Origin of the sequence: Myxococcus stipitatus DSM 14675 (assembly GCF_000331735.1) — a bacterium.
GTDB classification, from domain to species: Bacteria; Myxococcota; Myxococcia; order Myxococcales; family Myxococcaceae; genus Myxococcus; species Myxococcus stipitatus.
The window spans coordinates 1,300,405-1,324,106 of sequence record NC_020126.1 but is presented as its reverse complement, the minus strand read 5'-3'; the positions used below and the strand labels follow the sequence as shown (position 1 = coordinate 1,324,106).

At 70.4% G+C, this 23,702-nt stretch carries 16 protein-coding genes; 10 read left to right on the top strand and 6 right to left on the bottom strand.

Annotated elements, in window-relative coordinates; genetic code table 11:
• Positions 1-5: 5 nt before the first annotated feature.
• Genes MYSTI_RS05245 through MYSTI_RS05230 form a run of 4 tightly spaced genes read right to left on the bottom strand, consistent with a single transcriptional unit; the run spans position 6 to position 5,711 of the window.
• Positions 6-1,565 carry a hypothetical protein gene (locus MYSTI_RS05245; protein ID WP_015346665.1) on the bottom strand — a complete coding sequence of 520 codons (1,560 nt, stop codon included), beginning with the start codon at positions 1,563-1,565 and terminating at the stop codon, positions 6-8.
• Positions 1,566-1,570: 5 nt separating this feature from the next.
• Entirely contained in the window at positions 1,571-2,971 is a 1,401-nt protein-coding gene (locus MYSTI_RS05240; protein WP_015346664.1) for a DUF1501 domain-containing protein, read from the bottom strand.
• 17 nt (positions 2,972-2,988) lie between these two features.
• The gene (locus MYSTI_RS05235; RefSeq protein ID WP_015346663.1) at positions 2,989-3,663 is read right to left on the bottom strand and encodes a lipoprotein; all 675 of its coding nucleotides are present in this window, start codon (positions 3,661-3,663) and stop codon (positions 2,989-2,991) included.
• Positions 3,663-5,711, bottom strand: a complete 2,049-nt coding sequence (locus MYSTI_RS05230; protein WP_015346662.1) for a hypothetical protein — start codon at positions 5,709-5,711, stop codon at positions 3,663-3,665. Before MYSTI_RS05230 ends, MYSTI_RS05235 begins: the two co-directional genes overlap by 1 nt.
• A 170-nt stretch (positions 5,712-5,881) precedes the next feature.
• On the opposite strand from MYSTI_RS05230, the gene MYSTI_RS05225 reads away from it, so the two are divergent.
• The gene (locus MYSTI_RS05225) at positions 5,882-6,442 is read left to right on the top strand and encodes a DUF420 domain-containing protein (RefSeq protein ID WP_015346661.1); all 561 of its coding nucleotides are present in this window, start codon (positions 5,882-5,884) and stop codon (positions 6,440-6,442) included.
• Positions 6,443-6,491: 49 nt separating this feature from the next.
• Positions 6,492-7,325, top strand: coding sequence for a metallophosphoesterase family protein (locus MYSTI_RS05220; RefSeq protein ID WP_015346660.1), 834 nt, complete (start codon positions 6,492-6,494; stop codon positions 7,323-7,325).
• A 27-nt stretch (positions 7,326-7,352) separates the two neighbouring features.
• On the opposite strand, the gene MYSTI_RS05215 is transcribed toward MYSTI_RS05220, so the two are convergent.
• Together MYSTI_RS05215 and MYSTI_RS05210 are read right to left on the bottom strand one after the other, a co-directional pair.
• Positions 7,353-11,699 carry a DEAD/DEAH box helicase gene (locus MYSTI_RS05215; protein ID WP_015346659.1) on the bottom strand — a complete coding sequence of 1,449 codons (4,347 nt, stop codon included), beginning with the start codon at positions 11,697-11,699 and terminating at the stop codon, positions 7,353-7,355.
• Between the two features lie 129 nt (positions 11,700-11,828).
• Positions 11,829-13,364 (bottom strand): sensor histidine kinase, encoded by a 1,536-nt coding sequence (locus MYSTI_RS05210; protein ID WP_233278174.1) that lies wholly within the window; start codon positions 13,362-13,364, stop codon positions 11,829-11,831.
• A gap of 105 nt (positions 13,365-13,469) precedes the next feature.
• Here MYSTI_RS05210 and MYSTI_RS05205 point away from each other — a divergent pair, with 105 nt between their 5' ends.
• From MYSTI_RS05205 to MYSTI_RS05170, 8 genes are all read left to right on the top strand, one after another.
• On the top strand, positions 13,470-14,438 hold the full coding sequence (locus tag MYSTI_RS05205) for a PLP-dependent cysteine synthase family protein (RefSeq protein ID WP_015346657.1): 969 nt from the start codon (positions 13,470-13,472) through the stop codon (positions 14,436-14,438).
• 91 nt (positions 14,439-14,529) lie between these two features.
• Positions 14,530-14,865, top strand: coding sequence for a hypothetical protein (locus MYSTI_RS05200; protein ID WP_144369997.1), 336 nt, complete (start codon positions 14,530-14,532; stop codon positions 14,863-14,865).
• 97 nt (positions 14,866-14,962) lie between these two features.
• Positions 14,963-16,189: a TolC family protein gene (locus MYSTI_RS05195; protein WP_015346655.1), complete on the top strand. Its 1,227-nt coding sequence runs from the start codon at positions 14,963-14,965 to the stop codon at positions 16,187-16,189.
• Complete coding sequence (locus MYSTI_RS05190) at positions 16,186-17,379, top strand: efflux RND transporter periplasmic adaptor subunit (protein ID WP_015346654.1); 1,194 nt, start codon at positions 16,186-16,188, stop codon at positions 17,377-17,379. Before MYSTI_RS05195 ends, MYSTI_RS05190 begins: the two co-directional genes overlap by 4 nt.
• Positions 17,369-20,500, top strand: a complete 3,132-nt coding sequence (locus MYSTI_RS05185; RefSeq protein ID WP_015346653.1) for an efflux RND transporter permease subunit — start codon at positions 17,369-17,371, stop codon at positions 20,498-20,500. The genes MYSTI_RS05190 and MYSTI_RS05185 overlap by 11 nt, the downstream gene beginning before the upstream one ends.
• Positions 20,501-20,599: 99 nt before the next feature.
• Positions 20,600-21,415 carry a peptidoglycan recognition protein family protein gene (locus MYSTI_RS05180; protein WP_015346652.1) on the top strand — a complete coding sequence of 272 codons (816 nt, stop codon included), beginning with the start codon at positions 20,600-20,602 and terminating at the stop codon, positions 21,413-21,415.
• 363 nt (positions 21,416-21,778) lie between these two features.
• Positions 21,779-22,156, top strand: coding sequence for a heavy metal-binding domain-containing protein (locus MYSTI_RS42880; RefSeq protein WP_015346651.1), 378 nt, complete (start codon positions 21,779-21,781; stop codon positions 22,154-22,156).
• Positions 22,153-23,613, top strand: a complete 1,461-nt coding sequence (locus tag MYSTI_RS05170; protein ID WP_015346650.1) for a TolC family protein — start codon at positions 22,153-22,155, stop codon at positions 23,611-23,613. The genes MYSTI_RS42880 and MYSTI_RS05170 overlap by 4 nt, the downstream gene beginning before the upstream one ends.
• Positions 23,614-23,702 lie beyond the last annotated feature (89 nt).

The following is a 23,702-nucleotide window of genomic DNA, read 5'->3' as shown; positions in this document are numbered from 1 at the left end:
CTCGGTCAGGGCTTCGCGCCGGACGCGGCCCAGCGCTGGATGAGGGAGGTGAGCTGCGAGTCCAAGGGTCCGTCGGCGGGCATGCGCTGGTCTCTCACCGCGGCGGTGATGAGCGTCGCGTTCTCCCGCCACAGCTCGTAGGTGTTCAGCGTGCGGCCCGGGCCGGTGGCGTGGCACTTCTCACAGCGCGCCAGGTGGATGGGGCGGATGTCCGTCGCCCAGCTCAGCGCCACGGTGCTCACCGGCTGGTAGTCGAAGGGCACCCGGCGCCGGGCCTCCGTGCCATCCAGGAAGCGCGCCACCACGCTCAACGACTGGCGTCCCGAGGGCAGGCCCACGAAGGAGTACGGCTTCGGCGTGCCGTCCGCCTCCTGGCCTCCCAGGCTGTACACGGGGCCCTCGCCGCTGGCGGGGAACTCCGCGCCGCCCACCTGGAACACCACCTCCTCCGGGTCCACGCCGGGCGGCATCACCGCGCGCACGACCAACCCGTCCTCCACCACCTGCATGCCCTGGTGGAGTCCCGACACGCGCGGCGCCGGAGCGCGGCTCACCGCCACCGTCTCGCCCCCCACCTGCACCCACGCACAGCCGCTCTCGTCCGCGGACAGGAAGCGGAACTCCCGCGTGTCCAGGCCCTGCGCGAGCCCCCACTCGTCGGAGTCCGCGTCGAACAGCAGCAGCGCGTCGCTCGACTTCACCCACAGGAAGCGCCCCGACGCGAGCAGCTGCACGGGCCGCTGCGGCAAGGACACCCGCCGCCAGCCCTCGCGCGGCCTGCGCAGCAAGCCCTGGTTGGTGAGCAGCCACAGCTCCCCCGCCGTGCCCACGCCCGCGCCCAGACCCGCCAGGGACTCCACCACCTCGCCCTTCTCCAGGGGCGGCCGCTCCTCGTGCACCTCGAAGTTCATCAGGCTGGTGGCCACCGCGACGTTCAGCTTCCCGTCGCGCAGGAACCACACCCCGGCGGACCCATCCTCCGTGGGCGCCGCGGCCAGCGCGGTGATGCCGGTGAGCGCCTCGCCCTTCACCTTCAGCGCGGAGAGCGCGCCACCGCGCAGCTGGAAGAGCCCCGTGGGATGCGCCAGCCACACCGCGCCATCCGCGGACTGCGTGGTGGCGGTGATGCCCAGGCCCAGCGCGTCGCGCCACGGCGGGGAGATGAGCCACCCCGACTCCGCGAGGAAGAGGCCGTTCTCCGCCTCCACCAGCGCGCTGTGAGGCCCCATCCGGAAGACGGCGTTCACCCGGCCCAGCGCGGCGCTGTTGCCAGGGTGTGGCGCCAGCGCGGCGAGCGAGCCGTCCAATCGCAGACGCACCACGCCGCCCGCCGTGTTGGCGAAGATGCCGCCACCGGACTGGTCCGCGAAGCCCGGCGCGGACGCCAACGTCGTCTTCGCCCGGACCTCGGTGGGCCGGAAGGAGGTGGGCCGAGGCCGGTCCAGCGGAAGCGAGTCATCGCCGCACGCGGAGAGGACGACGGCGGCGCAGAGGGGGAGGAGGAAGACGAGGGAGGCACGCCGCCCCCCGTCGGTCCTACGGGGGGCTCGGGGATGGGTGCTCATGCGATTCAGGCGAGGATGGGACGGAGGGGCTCCACGCGGGTGATGCTGTAGTCCAGGCCCGCCGACGCCAACACCGTGGCGATGACGTGCTCGGGGAAGATGTTCTCGCCGTTGGGGTCCGACGCGCCGTTGCGCAGGTCGAACGTGCCCGGCGACATGCCGATGTCACCGCTGCGGCCGAAGACGTAGTTGTGCTTCACGCCCGCGCCCATGATCATGCAGGAGTTGCACAGGTGGTGGTCGCGGCCGCCGGCGCTGTTGATGAGCGGCGTGCGGGAGAACTCGGAGAACACCATGATGGTGGTGTGGTCCATGAACTTCCCGCCGCTCGGGTGGTCGGACTTGCGCAGGTCGTCCACCAGGCTGGCGAGCGCGTCGAAGCCTCGGCGCTGGTTGGAGGCATGGACGAGCTGCGAGCCGAAGTGCGTGTCCAGGCCGCCCGTGAGGTTGATGGTGACACACTGGGCGATGCCCTTCTTGAGCGCGGTGGCCACCATCGCGGCGCGGCCCGCCTCGGTGTCGTAGCGCCCGCCCTGGTCCAGCCCGTAGCGGCGGCGGACCTCCTCCATCTCCTCGTTGTTCGCCTCGAAGCGGAACGACGACTCCATCTGCTGCGCCATCACCTGGTGCATCTGGTCGCGGCTGTTCTGGTACGTGGTGCCCACGCCGCGCGCGCCGTAGGCGGCCTGCTCGCAGGTGATGGGCTGACCGCGGAAGTCGGTGAGCTGCTTCTCGATGTCGCTGTCCAGCAGCTGCGAGCTGGGCTTGAGCGTGAGCAGCAGGTCATCCTTGCGGCTGACGCGCAGGGCGTTGGCGTAGCCGGGGTAGCGGTCGTTGTACGACTCCACGTTGAAGGCGATGTTGGAGATGGGCACGCGGGGCTTCATCTGCCCCACGATTTCCGTCGCCGTGGAGGAGCCACGCGCCGCGCTGCCGATGGGCATCTTCCCGGTGAGGAAGTAGCGGTAGCCCACCTCGTGGCCCAGCGTGTTCATGTTGATGCCGCGCACCACCGTCATCAGGTCGAAGTGGTTCGCCAGGCGACCCACCGCGGGACCGAAGTCGATGTTGGAGCGACCCACGCCCGGCAGCTCCGGGCGCAGGGGAATCGTGGAGAAGCGCGCCGGGTCGTTGATGAGGTTGTAGCCCGGGAGGATGCGCGTCTCGGCCGCGCGGTCCGGGGTGAACTCATCCGGGTCCTTCGGGTCGAAGGCGAGCAGCTGGTCCCAGCCGCCGTTGAAGTACACGAAGACGAAGCAACGGTCGGCCGGCGCCAGCGTGGCCGCCTGCGCGAAGGCACGGAAGGGCACGCCACCGAACAGCGTGGAGCCCATGAATCCCGCCGCGGCCTTGAGGAAGGTGCGGCGCTCTGGACGGTGATTCTCGTCGAGGCGATTCTTCTTCATCGGAGTCACTCCGCGCTTCAGTAGGTGATGAACCGCGAATCGGTCAGCATGGCGATGCACATCACCGCCAACACATCCGACCGCCGCTTGGCCGTCTCCGCCCGGGCAGCCGCCTGGGTGAAGAAACGGGCCCACTTCGTCAGTTCCTCGCCCTCCAGAGGAGCACCCCAGAAGCGCAACGAGTTGTAGACCAGGAACTCATTGACCTGCGCACTCGACAGCTTGCGCAGGTCATCCCATGTGCCAGGGAGCGTGCGGGACAGCGTCCGCTTGGACGCGTCCGTCAGCTTCACCTCGTCCGCGGCCTGGCCGATACACACGACACGCGCGCCGTCCTCCAGGAACTTGGCGAACACCAGGTTCGGCTCGGTGTTCTCGCTGGCCACCAGCGCGAAGTCAGCGCGGCCCAGCGACGTGGCGCGAGCATCGATGCCGTCACTTCCGCCCCAGCGGCGGCCCACGGCTTCCTGAATGGCGGCGTCGAGCTGCGCGACGGTGAGCCGGCGCGGCGCGCGGCCCACGCTGCCACCCTGGGCTTCCGGGTCCGGCAGCGGCTCGAAGTCCCCGGGCTGGTGGGGGTTGGCCACCGGCTCGAGCGTCCCGTCCTGCGTGGGGCCGGACTTCGCTTCCTCGGACTTGCTGCAGCCGGCGCTCAGGACGACGAGCGCGGCGGTCAAGAGCAGGCGGCGCATCAGTCAATCCTCCGGTAGGCGTCGGTGGACACCACGCGCTCCACGAGCGTCTTGAAGCGATGGCCGCTCTTGGCGAAGTCGCTGGCGAGCGGGGCCAGGTACATGCGCTGCTCCTCCGCCGTCATCGGCCGGCCGAGGAACTCGTTCCAGACGCGCTTCACCGTGCAGCGCTCCAGCTCACCCGACTGGTACATGCGCTCCACCAGGAGCCGCGGGCCCGCCTCGATGTTCTGCTCCTCGTCGGACGTGCGGTACAGGTACGTCTTGAGCAGGCCCAGGCTGCTGGCGCCGTCGCCGTCGTACGCCTGCATGATGTACTGGCTACACTCGCCGCCGCAGTTGGTGTCGCCGTTGATGGCGCAGTCGCGGCACTTCGGGTCGAACCGGGGGAACTGCGTGGGCGGCAGGAACTGCGCGGCGCGCTCGGCGTAGCGGCCCCAGTGCGCGCCCGTGGGCTCGATGGTGGCGTGGCAGTAGTTGCAGCCGCAGCGCCTGGCCAGGTTGTTCTCGCGGTTGCACGCATCCTCGGGCGCGGGCAGGGACGCCTCCGGGCCGGGCACGAAGGTCTTGCAGAGGAAGGCCTCGTAGAACTCGGCGACGCGGGCGCGGTGCGTGGGGAAGCGGTAGAGGAACGACGGCGTCGTGAGGACCCCGGAGTGCGCCTCGTCGCGGATGTATTCCTTCCACGTGGTGTTGTCGTTGTACGGAACCGCGGGGATGGCCTCCACCGGCGCGGGGGCGGTGATGCTGAAGACGCCCACGCCCTGGCGCTGCCGGAAGTACTCCGCCAGCGTGCCGTTCACGTAGGAGCGGCGCGTGGTGAGGATGTTGTAGTAGGGCTCGTCCAGGCGGACGACCGACTCGGCGATGCGCAGCGGCTCCTCGTTGATGGCGGCCACGCGCAGGTCATGCACGTTGCGCACGTACAGCGGGTCCGTCGCCACCGTGCCGATGTTGGGGACCTCGCAGCGGCGCATGCCCACGCCGCACCCGCAGCTGCGGTCATTGACGAAGCGGGCCGTCTCACACGAGTCGCGCGTCCAGGGGTTGAAGTCCCGCTCCTGGGCCTCGATGGCGCACACCTTCACGGTCGTCGGCGCGCCCGGAGGCGCCCAATAACCCGCGGGCTTCGTCACGTAGCCCTCGCGCTGGATGCAGCCCCGCGAGGAGGAGACGTAGGAGCCCCGGATGTTGTTGTTCAGGTTCAGGTCCAGCGTGCAGCGCTTCAGCGTCGTGAGTGCGGGCTTCGATGCGGGGTCCGGGTGGTCGAAGGACACCACGTACTTGTTGGCGTCCTCGACCTCCTTCGACAGCGCGGCTGTGGTGCTCTTGGTCTTGTCCGGCAGGCACAGATAGGACTTGGTGACACCGCTCACCTGGCGCTTGTCACAGAAGTAGCGGTAGCGGGGCCACTTGTTCGCGTCCGTGGGGGCTACCTTCAGCTCGGAGCAGTCCGTCGCCACGTTCCCCGTCGCGGCGCCCAACTCCGTGCACGTGTAGAAGTTGGTGTCGTAGTCGAAGCTGACCGGCATGGGCACGCCCATGTCGTCATGGCACTTGCGCCCCGGCACCGGGAACTCGTCGAAGATGTGCGGGTCCTGCGTCGTCGCCTGGCACGCGCTCTGCTCGATTTCAGCGTTGCACGTCTGGTTGTTGGTTCCACGCAGCGACACGGTGGGGTTGTTCGCGAAGCCGAACGGGGCGGTGGTGCCGTTGCCTCCCAGCCGCGAGTTGCCGTTGTTGAAGACGCTGGCGCTGATGTTCGAGCGCAAGAGCGCGCGGTGGAAGTTGCGCACGCGCGTGTAGAAGGCCTCGGTGCCCAGCATCGCGCGGATGTCTTCTTGCGACACCGCCCCCTTCGCCTGGACCGCCTTGTACTCCTCCCAGGTGGGAGGTCGACCCAGCAGGTCAAGCGTCAACTGCCTCAAATGTCGTTCGGGGCGGACCTTCGCGACAGGCGCACAAACCGCCGCCTCTTGGGCAGAGACGGGTTGGGCCAGTAACAAGGCGACGCCAGCCATGATGGCGAGGCAACGCTCGGCGAGCACGGGGGACCTCCGTGGAGGGGATGTCGGGGGCGACTGGAACGGAGTATGCAAGAATTACAGGGTGAGAATCCAGTCAGGCTAATTTTTTCGTTCATCCGACATGTCGGTTTCATTGGAAGATGAGACGGCGTTGGTTGCATCGAGGGGCGCGACGCGAGAGATAGGCCCCCATGTCGAACGCCCCGTCCGCTTCGCTCGAACCCCGCGTCACTGACCGGGCTTTCTACGTTTTCACTGGCGTTATCTCCGTAGCCGCACTCGCATTCATTGCGTGGATCCTCCTGGGGCAGCGCGCGGGGGTGGAGGGCGTGGATCTGCGCTTCCTTCCGTCCGTCAACGCGAGCCTCAACGCGACGGCGGCGGCGCTGCTCATCGCGGGCTGGGTGGCCATCAAGAAGGGCGCGCGGCGTGTGCACCAGTACTTGATGGTGGCGGCCTTCGCGGCGTCGGCGCTCTTCCTGGTCTGCTACCTCGCCTACCACTACGTGCACGGCGACACGCGCTACGCGGGTGACTGGCGCGGGCTGTACCTGTGCATCCTGGCCAGCCACGTGCTGCTGTCCATGGGCGTGGTGCCGCTGGCGCTGGTGGCGTTCTACTTCGCGTGGCGCAAGGAGTTCACCCGGCACCGCAAGGTGACGCGGTGGCTGGCGCCCATCTGGGTGTACGTGTCGGTGACGGGCGTGGTGGTGTTCTTCATGCTGCGTGGGAGCGCGCCCAGCATTCTCTGAGCGGACTGCTGGTGTCAGGAACGCGGAGAGGCGCCCGACCTGGGCGCTCATGCGAATCCTGACTTTGGATGACTCACCCAGCCAACGCTGGCCCTACCTCGAGGCCGCGCCGCGCGGTGGAACCCGCACCGCGTGGTTCCCGCTGCTGCGCGGCACGGTGGACGTGCTCCCCGACGACGTCTCCGCGCTGCTCGTGCTCTCCGACCTCCAGGGCGTCGCGCCCCATCGGGTCTTCGATGGAGAGATGACCCTGCTCGGAGAGATGCTGGCCGACGAGGTCGCGCTGCTCGGCGAGCTGGGAGAGCTGCCGCCCCCGGGGAGCGTGGGCGTGGTGCTCGCGGGGGACCTGTACTCGGCCCCTGGCGCGAATGTGCGCGGGGCCTCCGGCGATGTGCGGTCCGTCTGGCAGGCCTTCGCCCGGTACTTCCGCTGGGTGGTGGGCGTGGCGGGCAATCACGACTCGTTCGGCGGGCCGCGCGAGCAGACCCGCTTCCAGCAGCGGCCGGGCATCCACCTGCTCGATGGCGAAGTGGTGGAGCTGGAGGGACTGCGCTTCGCGGGCGTGGGCTCCATCATCGGCAACTCCGACAAGCCCGGGCGGCGAGAGGAGGCCACTCATCTGCGGCTGCTCCGCGACACCCTGCGCGAGCGCCCCGAGCTGCTGGTGCTGCACCAGGGTCCCAACGTCGAGGGCACCGACCTGCGCGGCAGTCCCCTCATCCGCGAATGTGTCCAGAAGTGCACGGGACTGCTGGTCGTCTGCGGCCACGCCCACTGGGACTCCCCGCTCGCCACGCTCGCGAGCGGAGTCCAGGTGCTCAACGTGGACAGCCGGGCCGTGCTGCTCGAGCGCGCGGCCCCGCAACCGAAGGCCTCCGCCTGACGCGTGTCACGCGAGCCCCGCCCGCCTTCAGCTCGGCTGGGCCACGCCGCCCTCTGAATCCTCGCCCGCGTCCTCCTCGTCGTCATCCGCCTGGGCATCCACGCCCCCGGGGACACCGTCGACGTAGGTGACGACGTTGTTCGGCATGGCGGGCACGCGCGGCCCCGGAGTCACCACGCCCGTGAGGTTGAGCGGGTCCACCCCGGAGATTTGAATCCGCACGCCGGACGGAGGCTGCCGCCGCACCGCGCGCGCCATGTCCACCGCCTCCGGCAGCGCGAACTGCTCTCCGACGAAGCCCGCGACGAAGCGCCCGCCCCGCACCTCGCCTCGCGCCTCCATCCGCCGATAGACGAACAGCAGCTCACGCCACGTGGGCGCCAGCGCCTCGCGCATCACCAGGTCGCGCCAGACGATGCCGTAGCGCTGGAGGAACAGGCGCGCCAGGCCATCCATCACCTCGTCCGGCGTCTTCGGCTCCGCGGGCGCGAGCAGGCTCCAGCGTCCCGGGCCTCCGCGCTGCAACAGCTTCTGCCGCTTGCGGTGCGCGGGGCTCTGGAGGATGCGCAGGTTCTGCACCGCGTCCGCTGTCACCAGTCCCCGGGCGACGAGCTCCCACAGCGCGTCCTCGATTTCCGACGGCAGGCGCCGCGCGCGCGACACCAGGTCCTGGAAGAAGCACGCGCCGCGCCGCTCCAGCACCGACACCACGTCCTTCGCGGCGACGCTGAGGTCCGGCGGCGTCCATACATCGCCATCCGCGAGCACCGCATGGGGCCGCGCCGCCACGAGCATCCACTCCAGGTCCTCTCGCAGCGCGAAGGTCAGCGGCGCATTGCGAGTGGGCGAGGCCCGTGAGCGCGTGGGCGCGGGAGTCTCCGGCTCCGGAGGCGTCACCGGCGCACCCCGGCGAGGTCCCGCCACGGGCTTCGGCTCCTTCATCGTGAGGCGGCCCCAGGCCACCTCGCCTCCGTAGCAGGCCCGCTCCAGCAGGTCCGGCGTGTAACCCCGCATGCGCGCGGGCAACAAGAAGCGCTCCCACGCGGAGGCCGGTGCCTCATAGCCCTGGAGCAACCGCACCGCCTTGAGGAACCCCGTGGAGCCCCGCAGCGCCTCCACGTCCTCCATGTGGTGCCAGCGGAAGAGGAAGCGCATGAAGTCGCGCCCGCTCAGCGGCTCGATTTCGCGCCGCAGCCGCCCCACCGTCATCCGGTGGATGCGCTGGAGCAGACGCCGGTCGCACCACTCCAGCGCGGGAGCTTCTCCCGGCGCGAGCGGCACCTCCAGCGGACGGAACTGTCCGCGCAGCACCGTGCCCTGCATCTCCAGTTGGTACATCGCCGCGTTGACGTCGTCCTCGCTCAGCACACACCGCCGAGCCAGCTCCGCCACCGTCGTCGGGCCCACGTTCTCCATGCGCCCGCGCACCACCATGAGCACCGCGGCCTCACGGTCCACGGGCCGGTCATGCGCCAGCACTGGCAGCGGCGGCACCAGCACCGCGTCCGGGAAGAGCACCCGCACCGCGTTGCCCCGCTCCGCCGCGACGAGGAAGCGTCCACCGGGCAGCTCCAGCCACGCCACCCGGCCCTGCTGGAACAGCGGCTCCGCGAGGCCCCGAGGCACCTCCGTGTCCCGCACCAGCACCCACTGGAGGAGGAGGTCGTGCAGCTCGTCCTCGTCGCGCATGGGCGGCGAGGCGTCCTCCACGACGGTGGCGATGGCGGCGGCGTCCAGCGCGCCGAAGGCCGCGGCGTCCTCGGCCGGCATCGCGCGGCGCAGGGCCACGTTGCGCACGCGGCGCTCCTCGGCGGGCGCATCGTCGAGGAAGGTGTACGGCTGGCTGTGAATCATCGCGTGCGAGAGGACGCTCGGCTCCGGCACGTCGCGGGCCTCCAACCGGATGCGGCCATCCTTCATGCGCCGCAGCACCTCACGCAGCCCCTCCACGTCCATGGACTCGTGGAGGCAGTCGTCCATCGTCTGCTTCACCAGCGGATGGTCCGGCAGCTCGACATCGCCGCCGCCGTGGTTGTCCTGACAGCCCACCTGCGCCGGGAAGACAGCGGCCAGCAGGTCCTCGCTGCGCGCGCGCTGGAGGTTGGGCGGCACGCGCTTGCCGCTCATCATCCGGTTCAGCGCCAGCGCCCGCGTGGCCACCCAGCGGAAGCGCGTGCCGAACAGCGGAGACTGGAGCACCGCCTGCACCAGCACCTCCTCCACGTTGTCCGGGTGCAGGAAGTCGAAGATGTCCGCCAGCGGGAACGAGTGCTGCTCGCCCAGCGACAGGAGGATGCCGTCCTCCGTCGCCGCGGCCTGGAGCTCGAAGTCGAACGAGCGGCAGAAGCGCTTGCGCAGCGCCATGCCCCAGGCCCGGTTGATGCGGCTGCCGAAGGGGGCGTGGATGATGAGCTGCATGCCGCCCGCTTCATCGAAGAAGCGCTCGGCCACCACGAGGTTCTGGCTGGGCATCGCGTCCAGCATCTTCCGCCCCAGCCGCAGGTAGCCCAGGAGCGCGTCCACCGCGGGCTGCGGCATGCGCAGCTCCTTCTCCAGGAAGCCGGCCGCGTCGTCGCGCGCGAGCAGGTCCTCGCGCAGCCGGCCCACCTGGAGCGACAGCTCGTCGGTGCGGCCGGGGGCCTCGCCCCGCCAGAAGGGGACGTTGGGCGCCGCGCCTCGCGCGTCCTCCACGACCACGGTGCTCCCCATCACCCGCTGAATCCGCCACGCGGTGCTGCCCAGGAGGAAGACGTCTCCGGGCGATGACTCCACCGCGAAGTCCTCATCCAGCGTGCCCACCACCTTGCCCTCCGGCTCGGCGGTGACGCTGAAGGTGAAGGTGTCGGGAATCGCGCCGCCGTTGGTCAGCGCGGTGATGCGCACGCCGCGCCGGCCCTTGAGCCGCTGATTCACGCGGTCCCGGTGCAGGTGGATGCCCGCACGTCCGCGCCGGTCGGCGACGCCTTCCGACAGCACCTCCAGCACGGACTGGTACTCCTCCCACGTCAGGTCCCGATACGGGTGCGCCCGCTTGAAGAGGCTGAACAGCGCGCGCTCGTCCCACTCTTCACAGGCGCACGCCGCCACCACCTGCTGTGCCAGCACGTCCAGCGGCTTCTGCGGAATGATGACCCGGTCCAGGTCCCCCTCTCGCACGGCGTTGAGGAGCGCGGCGCACTCCACCAATTCGTCGCGCGTCATCGCGAAGAGGATGCCCTTGGAGATGGCCGCCTTGTGGTGGCCCGCGCGGCCCACGCGCTGGAGCAGCACGGAGATGGCCTTCGTGGTGCCCAGCTGGACGACGAGGTCCACGTTGCCCACGTCGATGCCCAGCTCCAGCGACGCGGTGGCCACCATGACGCGCAGCCGCCCGTCCTTCAGCTTCTCCTCCGCGGCCAACCGGATTTCGCGCGCCATGCTGCCGTGGTGCGCCGCGACCAGCCCCTCGCCCAGGCGCTCACCCAAGTCATGCGCCACGCGCTCCGCCATCTTCCGCGTGTTGACGAAGATGAGCGTGGTGCGGTGCGCGCCCGACAGCGCCACCAGCCGGTCATAGACCTGGCCCCACATCTCGTGGCTCGCGAGCGAGGACAGCTCCGCGTCTGGAATCTCCAGCGTCATGTCCCACGGACGCAGGTGGCCCACCTCCACCTTGCGGCACTCGAGGTGCGACGCGCCCGTGAGGAAGCCCGCGATGGCGTCCAGCGGCTTCTGCGTGGCGGACAGGCCGATGAGCTGCGGACGCACCTCCGTCAGGGCCTTGAGCCGCTCCATCGACAGCGTGAAGTGGCTGCCGCGCTTGTCGCGTGCGAGCGCGTGGATTTCGTCGACGATGACGGTGCGCACCCCGCGCAGCGTCGCCCGCGCGCGCTCGGCGGTGAGGTAGAGGTAGAACGACTCCGGCGTGGTGATGAGGATGTGCGGAGGCCGGCGCACCATCTGCGAGCGCTCCGACGCGGGCGTGTCCCCGCTGCGCACCTGCACGCGCAGGTCCTTCGGGGTGTAGCCCTCCGCGCGCGCCCGGGTGAGCAATTCCTCCAGCGGCTGGAGCAAGTTCTTCTGCACGTCGTTGCCCAGCGCCTTGAGCGGCGACACGTAGAGCACCTGCGTGCGGTCCTCCAGCCCGCCCTCCAGCGCCAGGCGGAACAGCGAGTCCAGCGCCGCGAGGAACGCGGTGAGTGTCTTGCCACTGCCCGTCGGCGCGGCGATGAGCACGTCGTGCCCCGCCTGGATGAGCGGCCACCCCTCGACCTGCGGACGCGTGGGTTCCCCCAGGCGCTCGGCGAACCACCTGCGGACCACGGGATGGAAGCTCGCCAGCGCTGGATGCGCCTCACATTCGGCGGCGAAGTCGAGGCTGATTTGCGGGGGCATGCGCACCTCTCCGGACCGAGCCTGAACACAGGTACAGGCCGTCGTCAACGCGCACGTCTCGCGGGAGGACGGCGTGCCCACACGGGCTGCTCGGGTACTCCCCACCCGGGCGGCCTGCCCCGGTGGAGCTCAGCCTCGGGGCAGTCGCACCGTGAACGTCGTCCCGCCCGACAGGCTGGACTCCACCGACACCTCGCCGCCGTGGGCCAGCAGGATCTGCCGCGTGATGTAGAGCCCCAACCCCAGGCCCGAAGGAGCGCTCGACTCGTGCTGCACGGCGCGCGTCCCTCGGCGCCAGGCGGCGAAGACGTGCGGCACATCCTCGGGAGGAATCGGGGGGCCTCCGTTGTGGACGCGCAGCACCACGTCCCGCTCCCGCGCTTCGCCCCACATCCGCACGGGGCTGTCCTCGGGGCTGTACTTGAGCGCGTTCGCCAGCAGGTTGCTGAACGCCTGCTCCAGCCGGTCCCCATCCCACGCGCCCGCTCCCTGGCCGAGCACCTCCAGCACCAGCTTCCGCCCCGGGTGACTGGCGCGCATCTCGTCCACCGTGCGGTGCGCGATGTCGAACACGTCGCACGCCGACGGCACCACCGGGACACCGCCGCCCAGCCTCGCGCGAGCGAAGTCGAGGAGCTGGCGGATCATCCGGTTCATCCGGTCCGCGCTGGTGAGGATGCGCTCGGTGAGCGCCGTCTGGCGCTCGTCCAGGTTGCCCTTGCGCTTGAGCTGCTGCGCGGACATGGACAGCGCGTTGAGCGGGTTGCGCAGGTCATGCCCCAGCATGCCGATGAACTGCTCGCGGAACTCCTCCTCGCCTCGCGCCTGGGTGACGTCGCGCGCGGTGGCCATCAGCGCGGCCACGCGCCCGTCCGCGCCCGACGTCGGCGACAGCGTGAAGTCGAAGTGACGCGGGCCCGGAGCCGTCGGCACGGTGAAGGCGCCGCGCTGCACCTCGCCCGTGCGCAGCGCCACCTCCATCAACCGGAAGAAGGGCGCCAGGGACGGGTCCTTCGCCTCCTGCTCCTCCAGCGAGAGGACCGGCGCCAGGACGTCATGCGCCCCACGCGCCGCGAACACGAGCGCCGCCTGGTTCGCGAAGAGCAGCCGGCCGGTGGCGTCGTAGAGGGCAATGGGGTCCGCGGCGGAGGCCATCGCCATGTCCAGCAACTGGCGCTGCCGCGCCACCTCCATGGACAGCGTGTGCACCTCCTGCTCGGCCCGCCGCAGCCGCAGCAGGGCCTGGACCTGCGCGACCAGCTCCTCCGGGTCCACCGGCGTCGCCAGGTAGCCGTCCGCGCCGTGCCGCACATCGAGCGCCTGGTCGCCCGGCGCCACGGCCTGCGCGGACAACTGGAGGACGAGCACCCCTCGGGTGCGAGGCGAGGCCTTCAGCTCGCGGCACACCTCCCGGCCTCGGATGTCCGGGAGGCGGACCTCGAGGATGACCAGGTCCGTGCGCTCGTCCGCCAGCGCCAGGGCCTCCGCGCCGGAGCCCGCCTCCCTCACCTGGAAGCCCGCGAGCCCCAGGATGCGGCTCGTCAGCGCGCGCGTGCTCGCGTCGGCGTCGACATTGAGGATGAGCGGAGGAGCAGGACTCATGGTGTGCGGGGCCAGGCGCCCTTCGTAGCCGTAGGGCCCAGGGCTCGCCACATCCATCTCCATTCCAGGACTGCTTCCTTCCAGGACAAGCAGACAACTCATGGAATGAGAAAGGACAGGGCGTTCAGGACGCTGACGGACGGAGGCGTTTCGCGATAGGGAAGTCCCATGCGTCCGCCCTGTCGCCCGCTGCCCGCGGATGGCCGCTTCCTGCAAGCCATCGCCCCCACCCCCCTCGTTCCCGTCCGCTTGGAGGCGGATGGCCCCACCATCTGGTGCAAGCTGGAGTTCCTCAACCCCAGCGGCTCCACCAAGGACCGCATCGCGCGCTACATGCTGGAGAAGGCGTGGCGACTGGGCGAGCTGAGCCCGGGTGGCGAGGTGGTGGAGGCGTCCAGCGGCTCGACGAGCATCGCGCTGGCGCTGGCCAGCGCGCAGATGGGCGTGCGCTTCACGGCCGTGATGCCCGAGGGTGTCACCGGCGAGCGCGTGCTCACCATCCGCGCGTACGGCGGCAACGTGGTGCTGGTGCCGAAGGAAGCCGGCGTGCGCGGCGCCATCCTCAAGGCGGAGGAGATTGCCCGCGAGCGCAAGGCCTTCGCGCCGCGCCAGTTCGAGAACCCGGACAATGCCGAGGCCCACCGCGTGTGGACGGGCCAGGAAGTGCTCTCGCAGATTCCCGGCGGCCTGGTGCACGGCGTGGTGAGCGGCGTGGGCACGGGCGGCACCGTGGTCGGCCTGTATCAAGCCTTCGCGGAAGCGGGCTGCCCGGTGACGGCGTTCATCGCGCGCCCCATCGCGGGCCTGGGCTGCGACATCGAGTGCTGCAGCTTCAGCCCTCGCGTCCCCGGCGTGGTGGACGGCATGTCCAAGCTCTACCGCGAGGCGGACATGCCGGGCCGCGTGGAGCTGGACGTGTCGGACGACGAGGCCATGCGCACCGCGCGCGCCCTCATCCGCCGAGGCTTCCCCGTCGGCCCCTCCTCCGGCCTCAACTACGTGGCCGCGGTGGAAGCGGCGCGTCGGCTGGGCCCGGGCGCGCAGGTGGTGACGGTGTTCCCGGACCGCATGGAGCGCTACTTCTCCACCGAGCTGATTCAGCACTCGCAGCCCACGACTCCGGGCGGCGCCGCCTGAGCTGAAGCGCGCGAGCACGGGCGCGGGTCCTCTCGCGTCGGGGCTTCCACTTCACGCGGAGAGCACGACCCCGTGCGCGATGTGCGGGGCCGTGCTAGAAGCCGAGGCCGTGCTGGCGCGCGTCTGGCTGTGCCTCTGCCTGCTGCTGTTCGCCCCGATGGAGAGTGGCCTGAGCCTGGCCCTCTTCGACAGGGCGGACGCGGTCTGCGAGCTGGGTTGTCCAGATGACAACGAGCGTGGCCAGTGCGACTCGGACTGCGCTGACTGTACCTGTTGTGGACATGTACGCGCGGTGGCGGCCCCCACCGCGCACCCTCTCTTCTGGCTGGAGGCCTACAGGCCCCCGCTCATCGCCCAGGACGAGGACGCGCCCGCGTCGGCGGACCCGGACGGCATCCTTCACGTGCCCAGAGACGGACGCGCCTGAGGAACCGTCCCCTTCATCGCGCGAACGCCTCCAGGTGACGTGTGCCCGCCGGGCACCTCCTGCCTGACGCTCGCTTTCCTTTCGCGAGGTCATCTCCGTGCCCAACCTCTCCGCGACGGCGGCCTGTGTGCTCGCCGCGGCCCTCGTCTGGCCACGCGCCAGCGCCGCCCTTCCCTCCGAGTTGTCCTTCCAAGACGCCCTGGCCCTGGCCCGAGCGCGAGCCCCCGCGTTGCGGGAAGCGGAGGACCTTGTCGCCGAAGCCCAAGGCCCCGTCGCTGGCGCCAGCCCCCTCTTGCGCGAGAACCCCACGCTCAGCGCCGAGGTGGGGCCTCGCAAGCTGGACGCCGGCAGGCGTGGCACCCAGTTCTCCGTGGGGCTCAGTCAGCCCTTCGAGTTGGGGGGCAAGCAAGGCGCGCGACGTGAGTCCGCGCGCGCGGGCCTCGCGAGGCAGAGCGCCGAGAAGAGCGACACCGAGCGCCGCGTGCTCGGCGAAGTGGGCGCGGCCTTCCTCCGCGCACTCCACGCCCGCGAGCTGTCGCGGTTGCTGCACGAGACGCAAGAGGCCGCGAAGCACCTGGCCGAGTCCACGAAGAAGCGCCTCGAGGCGGGAGATGTCCCCGTCGTCGACGCCAACGTGACGCGGGTGGCGCTCGCCAGGACCCACGCCGCGGTGGCCGTGGCGGAGGGCGAGGAGAGCATCTCGCTCGGTGAGCTGCGCGTGCTGCTGGGCCTCCCGCTCGAGGAGCCGCTCACGGTGCGCGGCAGCCTCCGCGAGCTCGCGTCGCTCCCGGTGCCCGCGCCTTCGTCTCACGAGCGCGCGGACATCGTCGCGCTGGAGTCAGGGCTCGCGCAGGCGGAGGCGGAGCTGCGCCTGGGCAAGAGCCAGCGCTGGCCCGACGTCAGCCTGGGCGTGCGCTACGAGAGCGAGGTGGATGAGTCCGCGGTGCTCGGCACCCTCAGCGTGCCGCTGCCTGTCTTCTCGCGAGGACAGGAGGACACCGTGACGCAGGATGCGCGGGTGCGGCGACTGCGCACGGCGCTGGAGACCGCTCGCAGGGCGCGCGACATCCAGGTGGAGGCCGCGCGCATCCGCGACACGAAGCGCCAGCAGTCGCTCCAGGTCCTCGAGCGCGACGCCCTGCCCCTCCTCGACGAGAACGAAGCCCTGGCGCGCAAGTCCTACGAGGCCGGGGAGATGGACCTCGCGGAGCTCCTCCTCGTCCGCCGTGAAACCCTCGAGACGCGCATCGCGCTGCTCGACAGCCACCTCCAGGCCGCGCTCGCCCGCGTGCAGCTCGCCGTCGAGACAGGAGTCCTGCCATGAAGCCCTCGTCCCTCCTCCTGTCCACCCTCCTCCTCCTCGCCGCGTGCAAGCGCGAGTCAGCCGGCAAGGAGGACGAACACGCGCACGATGAACACGCCCAGGCCCAGGGCCATGACGAGGACCACGACGAGTCCCACGTCCACATCGCGCCGGAGATGCTGCGGGACTTGCGCGTCACCACCGCGCCCGCGTCCGCGCGCCCGGGAGGCGACAACGTCACCGCGCTCGGGGAGCTGACCTTCAGCGAGGACGCCTACGCGGAGGTGGCCTCCCCCATCTCCGCCCGCGTGGGCACCGTCTTCGTCACCACCGGTCAGCAGGTGAAGCAGGGAGAGAAGCTCGCCGAGCTGCGCAGTCCGGAGCTGGGCAAGGCGCGCGCGGCCCTCCAAGCCGCCCAGGCGCAGGCCGCCGCCTCGCGGCAGACGGCGGAGCGCAAGCGCACCCTCGCCGCCGAGCGCATCGTGGCGCAGAAGGACGTGCAGGCCGCGGACGCGGAGGCCGCCAGCGCCGAGGCGCAGGTCGCCGCCGCCCGCGCGGAGCTGGTGGCCCTGGGCGCGAGCGAGGACGAGCTGCGAGGAGGCGCGGGCACTCCGGGCTTCATCCTGCGCGCCCCCATCCACGGCACCGTCATCGAGCGCGACGCGAGGATGGGACAGATGGCGGACGCGGAGCATCCCCTCTTCCGCATCGGAGACCTGGGCTCGCTGTGGCTCATCGTCCACGCGTTCGAGCGCGACGCCGTGCGCATCCAGAAGGACACCGAGGCCCGCGTCACCTTCGCGGCCTTCCCGGGCAAGGAGCTCACCGCGAAGGTGGGCCACGTGGGGCAGCGCGTGGATGCGTCCTCGCGCACCATCCCCGTGCGGCTGGTGCTGGACAACGCCGAGGGCCTGCTCAAGCCCGGCATGTCCGCCACCGCGTCCATTCCCCTGGGCAGCCCCGACGGCACCATCACCACCGTCCCCGCCGCGTCGCTCCAGCGGTTGGAGAACGGCTGGGTCGTCTTCCTGCCCACCCAGGAGCGCGGCTCCTTCGAGCGGCGCGAAGTGGGACGGGGCCGCACGCTCGGAGACCACGTGGAGATTCTCTCCGGGCTGAAGGTCGGCGAGCAGGTGGTGGTGGACGGGGCGTTCCTCCTCAAGGCGGAGGTGGAGAAGTCCGCGGGCGGAGGTGACCACCATGGCCACTGAGCCCCAGAGCTCGATGGTGGCGAAGGTGCTGCGCACGTCCTTCGCGCGGCCCGGCCTCACCGTGGTGCTGGCCCTGGCGCTGTCGGCCTTCGGCGCGGTGGCGTTGCATGGGCTGCGTCGCGACGTCTTCCCGGACCTGTCCGCGCCCATCTTCAACGTCATCGTCCAGAACGCCGCCATGGGCGCGGAGGAGCTGGAGACGGCGGTGGCCATTCCCATGGAGGTGGCGCTCGCGGGCCTGCCCGAGGTGCGCCGCATCCGCTCCACCTCCCAGCTGGGCGTCACCCAGGTGACGGTGGAGTTCGAGCCCGACGCGGACTACTTCCGCAGCCGCCAGTACGTCGCCGAGCGCGTGTCCCAGGCCCAGGGCGAGCTGCCCCCCGGCACCGATGCACCGCTCGTCTCCAGCCTCACGGGACGCCTCAACGAGGTGTTCGAGTTCACCCTCGAGGCGGAGCCTGGCGCCGCGGACCTGATGGCCCTCAGGGACCTGGCCGAGTTCGAGGTGAAGAACCGGCTGCTCGCGGTGCCCGGTGTCGCGGGCGTGGAGCGGCTGGGCGGCTACCTGCGCCAGTTCCAGGTGCTGCTGGACCCCGACCAGATGGTGGCGCGAGGCATCACCCTGGACGAAGTGGAGCACGCGCTGGAGGGCGCCAACCTCAATGCCTCCGGCGGCTTCGTGGTGCAGGGCCCCATGGAGTGGACCGTGCGCGCGGTGGGGCGCGCGCAGACGGTGGAGGACCTGAACTCGACGGTGGTCGCCTTGCGCGCGGGAACCCCCGTGCTGCTGGCGGACGTGGCCGACGTGCGCGAAGGCCCCGCGGTGCGCCGAGGCATCGCGCACCGGCTCAAGGGCGAAGTCGTGAGCTGTCGGGTCATCAAGCAGTTCGGCTCGGACACGCAGCTCGTGGCGAAGGGTGTGCGGGAGGCCATCCGGGAGCTCTCGGGGGCCATGCCGCAGGGCGTGCAACTGCGCGTCGTGTATGACCAGTCGGAGCTGGTGGATGCCTCGCTCGGCGGAGTCAGCCGCGCCATCCTGCTGGGCGCGCTGCTGGTGGTGCTCGTCCTCTTCGGGCTGCTCGGGGACTGGCGCGCGGCGCTCATCGTCACGCTCACCCTGCCTCTGTCCCTGGCGCTCGCGGGGATTCTCCTGAAGCTCGGCGGCATCGGCATCAACACCATGACGCTGGGCGGCCTGGCCATCGCAGTGGGCCTGCTGGTGGACGCGGCCATCATCGTCACGGAGAACATCATCCACGACCTGCGCGAGGGCTCCGGCCGCAAGTCCGTGCGCGAGGAGGCGCTCTCCGCCTCGCTGGAGGTGGGACGCCCCATCGCCTTCGCCACGCTCATCGTCGTGTCCGTCTTCATCCCGCTGTTCGCGATGACGGGCATCGAGGGGCGCATGTACCAGCCGCTCGCCGCCGCGGTGGTGGCCTGCCTCGCCGCGTCGCTGGCCCTGGCCCTCACGCTGGTGCCCGTCGCCTCCGCGCTGCTGCTCGAGGCGCCTCGGCCCGGGGCACCCGAGGACGTGTGGCTCATCCGCAAGGTCAAGGAGGTCTACGCCCCGCTGCTGGAGCGCTGCATGCACCGTGCGGGGCTGGTGCGGCTGGTGGCCCTGGTCATCACGATTCCCGCGCTGGGCCTCGCCTTCGCGGTGGGCAGCGACTTCATGCCCCGCCTGGACGAAGGCGCGTTCCTGCTCCAGACGGTGCTGCCTCCCGAGGCCTCGCTCGAGGAGGTGGACCGGCTCAACCACCTGGTGGAGGACGTGCTGCTGGGCTTCCCCGAGGTGGAGGACGTCGTGCGCCGCACCGGTCGCGCGGAGCGCACCGAGGACCCGATGCCGCACACCGTGTCGGACGTGCTCGTGGTGCTCAAGAAGGAGCGCGGCCGAGGACTGGAGGAGCTGGAGGACGCGATGCGCGTGGCGGTGGCGAAGGTGCCCGGCGTCAACGTGCTCTTCACCACGCCGTTGGGCATGCGCATCGACGAGGGCCTGGGCGGCAGCCCCGCGGACCTGTCCGTGCGCATCTTCGGCCCGGAGATGGAGACGCTCGCCGCGCTGGGAGAGAAGGCACGCGCCGTCCTCGCGCAGGTGGACGGCGTGGAGGACCTGCGCGTCGAGAAGCTCAGCGGCCTGCCGCAGCTTCGCATCACCGTGAATCGCGCCGCGGTGGCGCGTGTGGGACTGACGCCGGGAGACGTCATCCGCGCGGTGCGCGTGGGGCTGGTGGGCGAGGAGTCCTCACAGGTGTGGCAGGGGCAGCGGCGGCATGACCTGGTGTTGCGCCTGGCCGACCACCGCCGAGGCGACCTCCAGGCGCTGCGCAACCTGCTGGTGGATGGACACGACGGCACGCGCATCCCGCTCAGCCAATTGGCCACCATCGAGGAGACCTTCGGTGCGGGCAGCATCCGGCGCGAGGCGGGCAGTCGCCGGCTGGCGGTGGAGGCCAGCGTGTCCGGACGCGACCTGGGCAGCACCGCGGCCGAGGTGCGGGAGCGACTGGCGGCGGAGCTGACGCTGCCCACCGGCTACTTCATCGACGTGGGCGGCCGCGTGGAGAGCCAGCAGCGCGCCGCGCAGTCGCTGGCCATGGCCATCGCCGTCGCCATCCTCGCGGTGTTCATCCTGCTCTACCTCGCGCTGGACTCCGTGGCGGAGGCGCTCGTCATCCTCGCCACGCTCCCGGACGCCTTCGTCGGAGGCATCCTCGCGCTGCTCATCGCAGGCGAGACGTGGAACGTCTCCAGCCTCGTGGGCCTCATCGGGTTGTTTGGCATCGCGGTGCAGAACGGCCTGGTGCTCGTGTCACAGACCAAGGACCTGCTCGCGCGTGGCAAACCCTTTGAGCAGGCCATCCGTGAAGCCAGCCTGGGCCGCGTGCGCCCCAAGCTGATGACCGCGGCCACCGCCATCCTGGGCCTGCTGCCCCTGCTTGTGTTGCCTTTGCACGGGACGGAGATTGAGCGGCCCCTCGCGGTGGTCATGGTCGGTGGACTCGTCACCTCCACGCTCTTCACGCTGCTGGTGTTGCCCACTTTTTACGCATTTGTGCATGGCGTCAAAGACAGGCTCACGAGAAATGTGGCCGATGAACGGAATGGGGTGTCTTGAGAGGTAGGCACAACACTTCAAAGCGTGCCTTCGGCAACTTTCACCCCAAAGGTTCGACAATTTCGTGTCTTCACATCCTCTACCCACCGGGGCCCCGACATGAGCATCCGTCTTTCCACTGCCACTACGGCGCGCACGACGGCCACGGCCACCAGCAGCACTGTCTCCGCTCCTCCGGCGGGCCTGCGCAAGGGCGACAGCGGCCCGAAGGTGAAGCAACTTCAAGATGCCTTCGTTCAGTTGGGCTACATGACGAAGGCCCAGGTGGCCTCGGGCCCCGGCATCTTTGGTTCGCAGACTGAAGCTGCGTTGAAAAAGTTCCAGGGTGACAAAAACCTGCCCACCACCGGCTACTACGGTGAGCAGAGCCAGGCGGCGCTGAAGAAGGCGCTGACGAAGCCCACCACGCCGACGACGCCCACCACGCCGGGCAGCAAGCCCGCCGTCATCAGCGCGCCCTCGCCGAACTCCGACTCGCGCAACGGGACGGACATCGACTCCATCGTGATGCACCACACCGCCTCCAACGACGGCAAGGCGGACCTGTCGTGGATGCGCAACCCGAAGAGCGGCGTGTCGGCGCACTACATGGTGGACCGCGACGGGAAGATCTATCAGCTCGTCGGTGACGAGAAGCGCGCGTGGCATGCCGGCAAGAGCCAGCTCCACGGCGTCCCCACCGACATGAACGCCCGCTCCATCGGCATCGAAATCGTCAACGATGGCAGCGGCAAGACGCCCTTCACCGAAGCGCAGTACAAGGCCCTCACGCAGCTCACCAGCCACCTGAAGCAGAAGTACGACGTGCCCATGAAGAACATCGTGGGCCACGCCGACGTGGCGGTGCCCAAGGGCCGCAAGAACGACCCGGCCCCCAACTTCGACTGGGCCCGGCTGCGCAAGGGCATCTCCTGAACTCAGGCGGCTGAAGCCTCCGCCGGGACTCGCGCGGGTCGAGGACTTTCCAAGGAGTCCTCTCCCGCGCGTCGTCTTTCCGGGGCCTGTGCCCGGGCATCTTGGCGGGGTGACGCGCGGACAGGGACAGCACCTGCTGGTGGACACAACACCGGCCGGCTCGTGCGTCGGTGAACAGCCGGGCATCACTCCGCTCATCACAGTGTGATGACCCCAGTTACAGGGATGCGGGGCCCGACACAGCTCCCCTGACGTGGGTCCGCCGTCAGTTCAGGGAGTTGTGCGTTCAGCGATGTGGCCTGGGGCTTGCTGAACGGGACTTCGATTCGTGGCGGCCCTCATCGCGCCACGCCGAGGTCCAACATGCGTCCCTTCTTGTGTGTACTCGCGAGCGTTTTCACGCTCGCCGCCTGTGCTTCCGAGCCCAGGCGCCTCGCCCCATCGGTGGACCCCTCGAGCCCCGACGCGCCCGAGGCCCCGCCCGCCTCCCTCCCGAGCGCGCTCGCGGCCCCGCCGTCCACGCCGCCGCCCGCGGCGCCGTCACAGCCACACGCGCATCATCCGGAAGGCAACACTTCCTCCGGCCAGGACGCGGGCACGGCCGCCTACGCCTGCCCGATGCACCCCGAGGTCCAGTCCAACAAGCCCGGTGAGACGTGCCCCAAGTGCGGCATGAAGCTGACGCCGACGAAGGACGCGGGCACGGACGGGGGACACGGCGGGCACGGAGGGCATCCGTGAGGCTCGTCATCACCGCGGGCGCGCTGCTGTTCGCCAGCGGCTGCGCCACGGTCCAGAAGGAGCGCGGGCACACGGAGGTGGCGGCGCTCGTCGAGGAGCGCATCGGTCGCAAGACGCGCTGGAACCAAGGCACTCCCGAGGACGCGCAGGTCGAGCGCGGTCTCGACGAGCTGCTGAAGGGGCCGCTCACGTCCGACAGCGCGGTGGAGGTCGCCCTGCTCAACAACCCCGCGCTCCAGGCGACCTACGAGGACCTGGGGGTCTCCCAGGCGGACCTGGTGCAGGCGGGGCTGTTGACCAATCCGTCGCTGGGCATCGGCCTGGGCGTTCCGCTCACCCAGGATGGAGAGCTGGAGACGGAGTTCTCGCTGGTGCAGGGCTTCCTCGAGCTGTTCACGATGCCGCTGCGCAAGAAGGTCGCCCGGGAGCAGTTCGACGCGGAGACGTTGCGCGTCGCGCACCAGGCGCTCTTCGTCGCCGCGGACGTGCGCAAGGCGTACCGCGAGGTGCAGGCACGGCAGCAGCTCGTGGAGCTGCGCGGCATGGTGCTCGTGGCCGCCGACGCCGCGGCGGAGCTGGCGACGCTCCAGTACGGGCAGGGCAACATCAACGACCTGGCGCTCGTCACCGAGAAGGCGTTCGCCGAGGAGACGCGGCTCGACCTCGCGAGGGAGGAGCTCGCGCTCGTGGAGGAGCGGGAGCACCTCAACCAGCTCATGGGGTTGTGGGGTGCGCGGACGGGCTGGCGCATCGAGGAGAAGCTGCCCGCGCCTCCGTCCGAGGAGGTGTCGCTGGAGAGGCTGGAGTCGCGCGCCGTGAAGCAGCGGCTGGACATCGACGCGGCTCGCAAGCAGGTCAGCGCGCTGTGGAACGCGCTCGAGCTGGCGCGGAGCACGCGCTACATCGGCCGCGTGGACGTGGGCGCCAGCCTTCATGGAGACCCGGACGGCCCCAAGCTCCTGGGGCCTTCCTTGAGCGTGGACCTGCCCATCTTCGACCAGCGACAGGCGCTCATCGCGAGGCTGGAGGCACAGCATCGGCAAGGCGAGCGCCGGCTGGCGGAGCTGTCCATCAACGCCCGCTCGGAGGTGCGCACGGCGAGGGCTCGGGTGATGACGCTGCGAGGTGTCGCCGAGCGCTACCAGCGCGGCATCCTCCCGCTGCGGGAGCAGGTCGTCGAGCAGTCCCAGCTTCAATACAACGCGATGCAGATTGGCCTGTACGTGCTGCTCGAGGCGAAGCGCGAGCAGATTGGCGCGTACCGCACGTACATCGAGACCATCCGCGACTACTGGATGGCGCGCGCGGACCTGGAGCAACTCGTGGGCGGGCGGCTCCCCGGCGCGGAGGGCGCTCCGGAGGAACCAGCGCCCTCGCGAGAGCCAGCCCCTTCCGACCACCCCCCTCCCGCGAATGGCCACCCGCCCTCGCATGGCGGCCACGGAGCGACACCATGAACCGACTTCCTCCTGACTCCTCCCTCGCTCCGAGGGAGACCGACGACACGCGGGAGACGACGTCGCCCGAGCAGACGCCACCGGCGGGG

What these genes read in the sequence shown, in the direction of transcription:
- MYSTI_RS05245 (WP_015346665.1), bottom strand. Translation starts at nt 1,565, where the DNA reads ATGAGCACCCATCCCCGAGCCCCCCGTAGGACCGACGGGGGGCGGCGT.
- MYSTI_RS05225 (WP_015346661.1), top strand. Translation starts at nt 5,882, where the DNA reads ATGTCGAACGCCCCGTCCGCTTCGCTCGAACCCCGCGTCACTGACCGG.
- MYSTI_RS05180 (WP_015346652.1), top strand. Translation starts at nt 20,600, where the DNA reads ATGAGCATCCGTCTTTCCACTGCCACTACGGCGCGCACGACGGCCACG.
- MYSTI_RS05190 (WP_015346654.1), top strand. Translation starts at nt 16,186, where the DNA reads ATGAAGCCCTCGTCCCTCCTCCTGTCCACCCTCCTCCTCCTCGCCGCG.
- MYSTI_RS42880 (WP_015346651.1), top strand. Translation starts at nt 21,779, where the DNA reads ATGCGTCCCTTCTTGTGTGTACTCGCGAGCGTTTTCACGCTCGCCGCC.
- MYSTI_RS05215 (WP_015346659.1), bottom strand. Translation starts at nt 11,699, where the DNA reads ATGCCCCCGCAAATCAGCCTCGACTTCGCCGCCGAATGTGAGGCGCAT.
- MYSTI_RS05185 (WP_015346653.1), top strand. Translation starts at nt 17,369, where the DNA reads ATGGCCACTGAGCCCCAGAGCTCGATGGTGGCGAAGGTGCTGCGCACG.
- MYSTI_RS05240 (WP_015346664.1), bottom strand. Translation starts at nt 2,971, where the DNA reads ATGAAGAAGAATCGCCTCGACGAGAATCACCGTCCAGAGCGCCGCACC.
- MYSTI_RS05220 (WP_015346660.1), top strand. Translation starts at nt 6,492, where the DNA reads ATGCGAATCCTGACTTTGGATGACTCACCCAGCCAACGCTGGCCCTAC.
- MYSTI_RS05210 (WP_233278174.1), bottom strand. Translation starts at nt 13,364, where the DNA reads ATGGAGATGGATGTGGCGAGCCCTGGGCCCTACGGCTACGAAGGGCGC.
- MYSTI_RS05205 (WP_015346657.1), top strand. Translation starts at nt 13,470, where the DNA reads ATGCGTCCGCCCTGTCGCCCGCTGCCCGCGGATGGCCGCTTCCTGCAA.
- MYSTI_RS05235 (WP_015346663.1), bottom strand. Translation starts at nt 3,663, where the DNA reads ATGCGCCGCCTGCTCTTGACCGCCGCGCTCGTCGTCCTGAGCGCCGGC.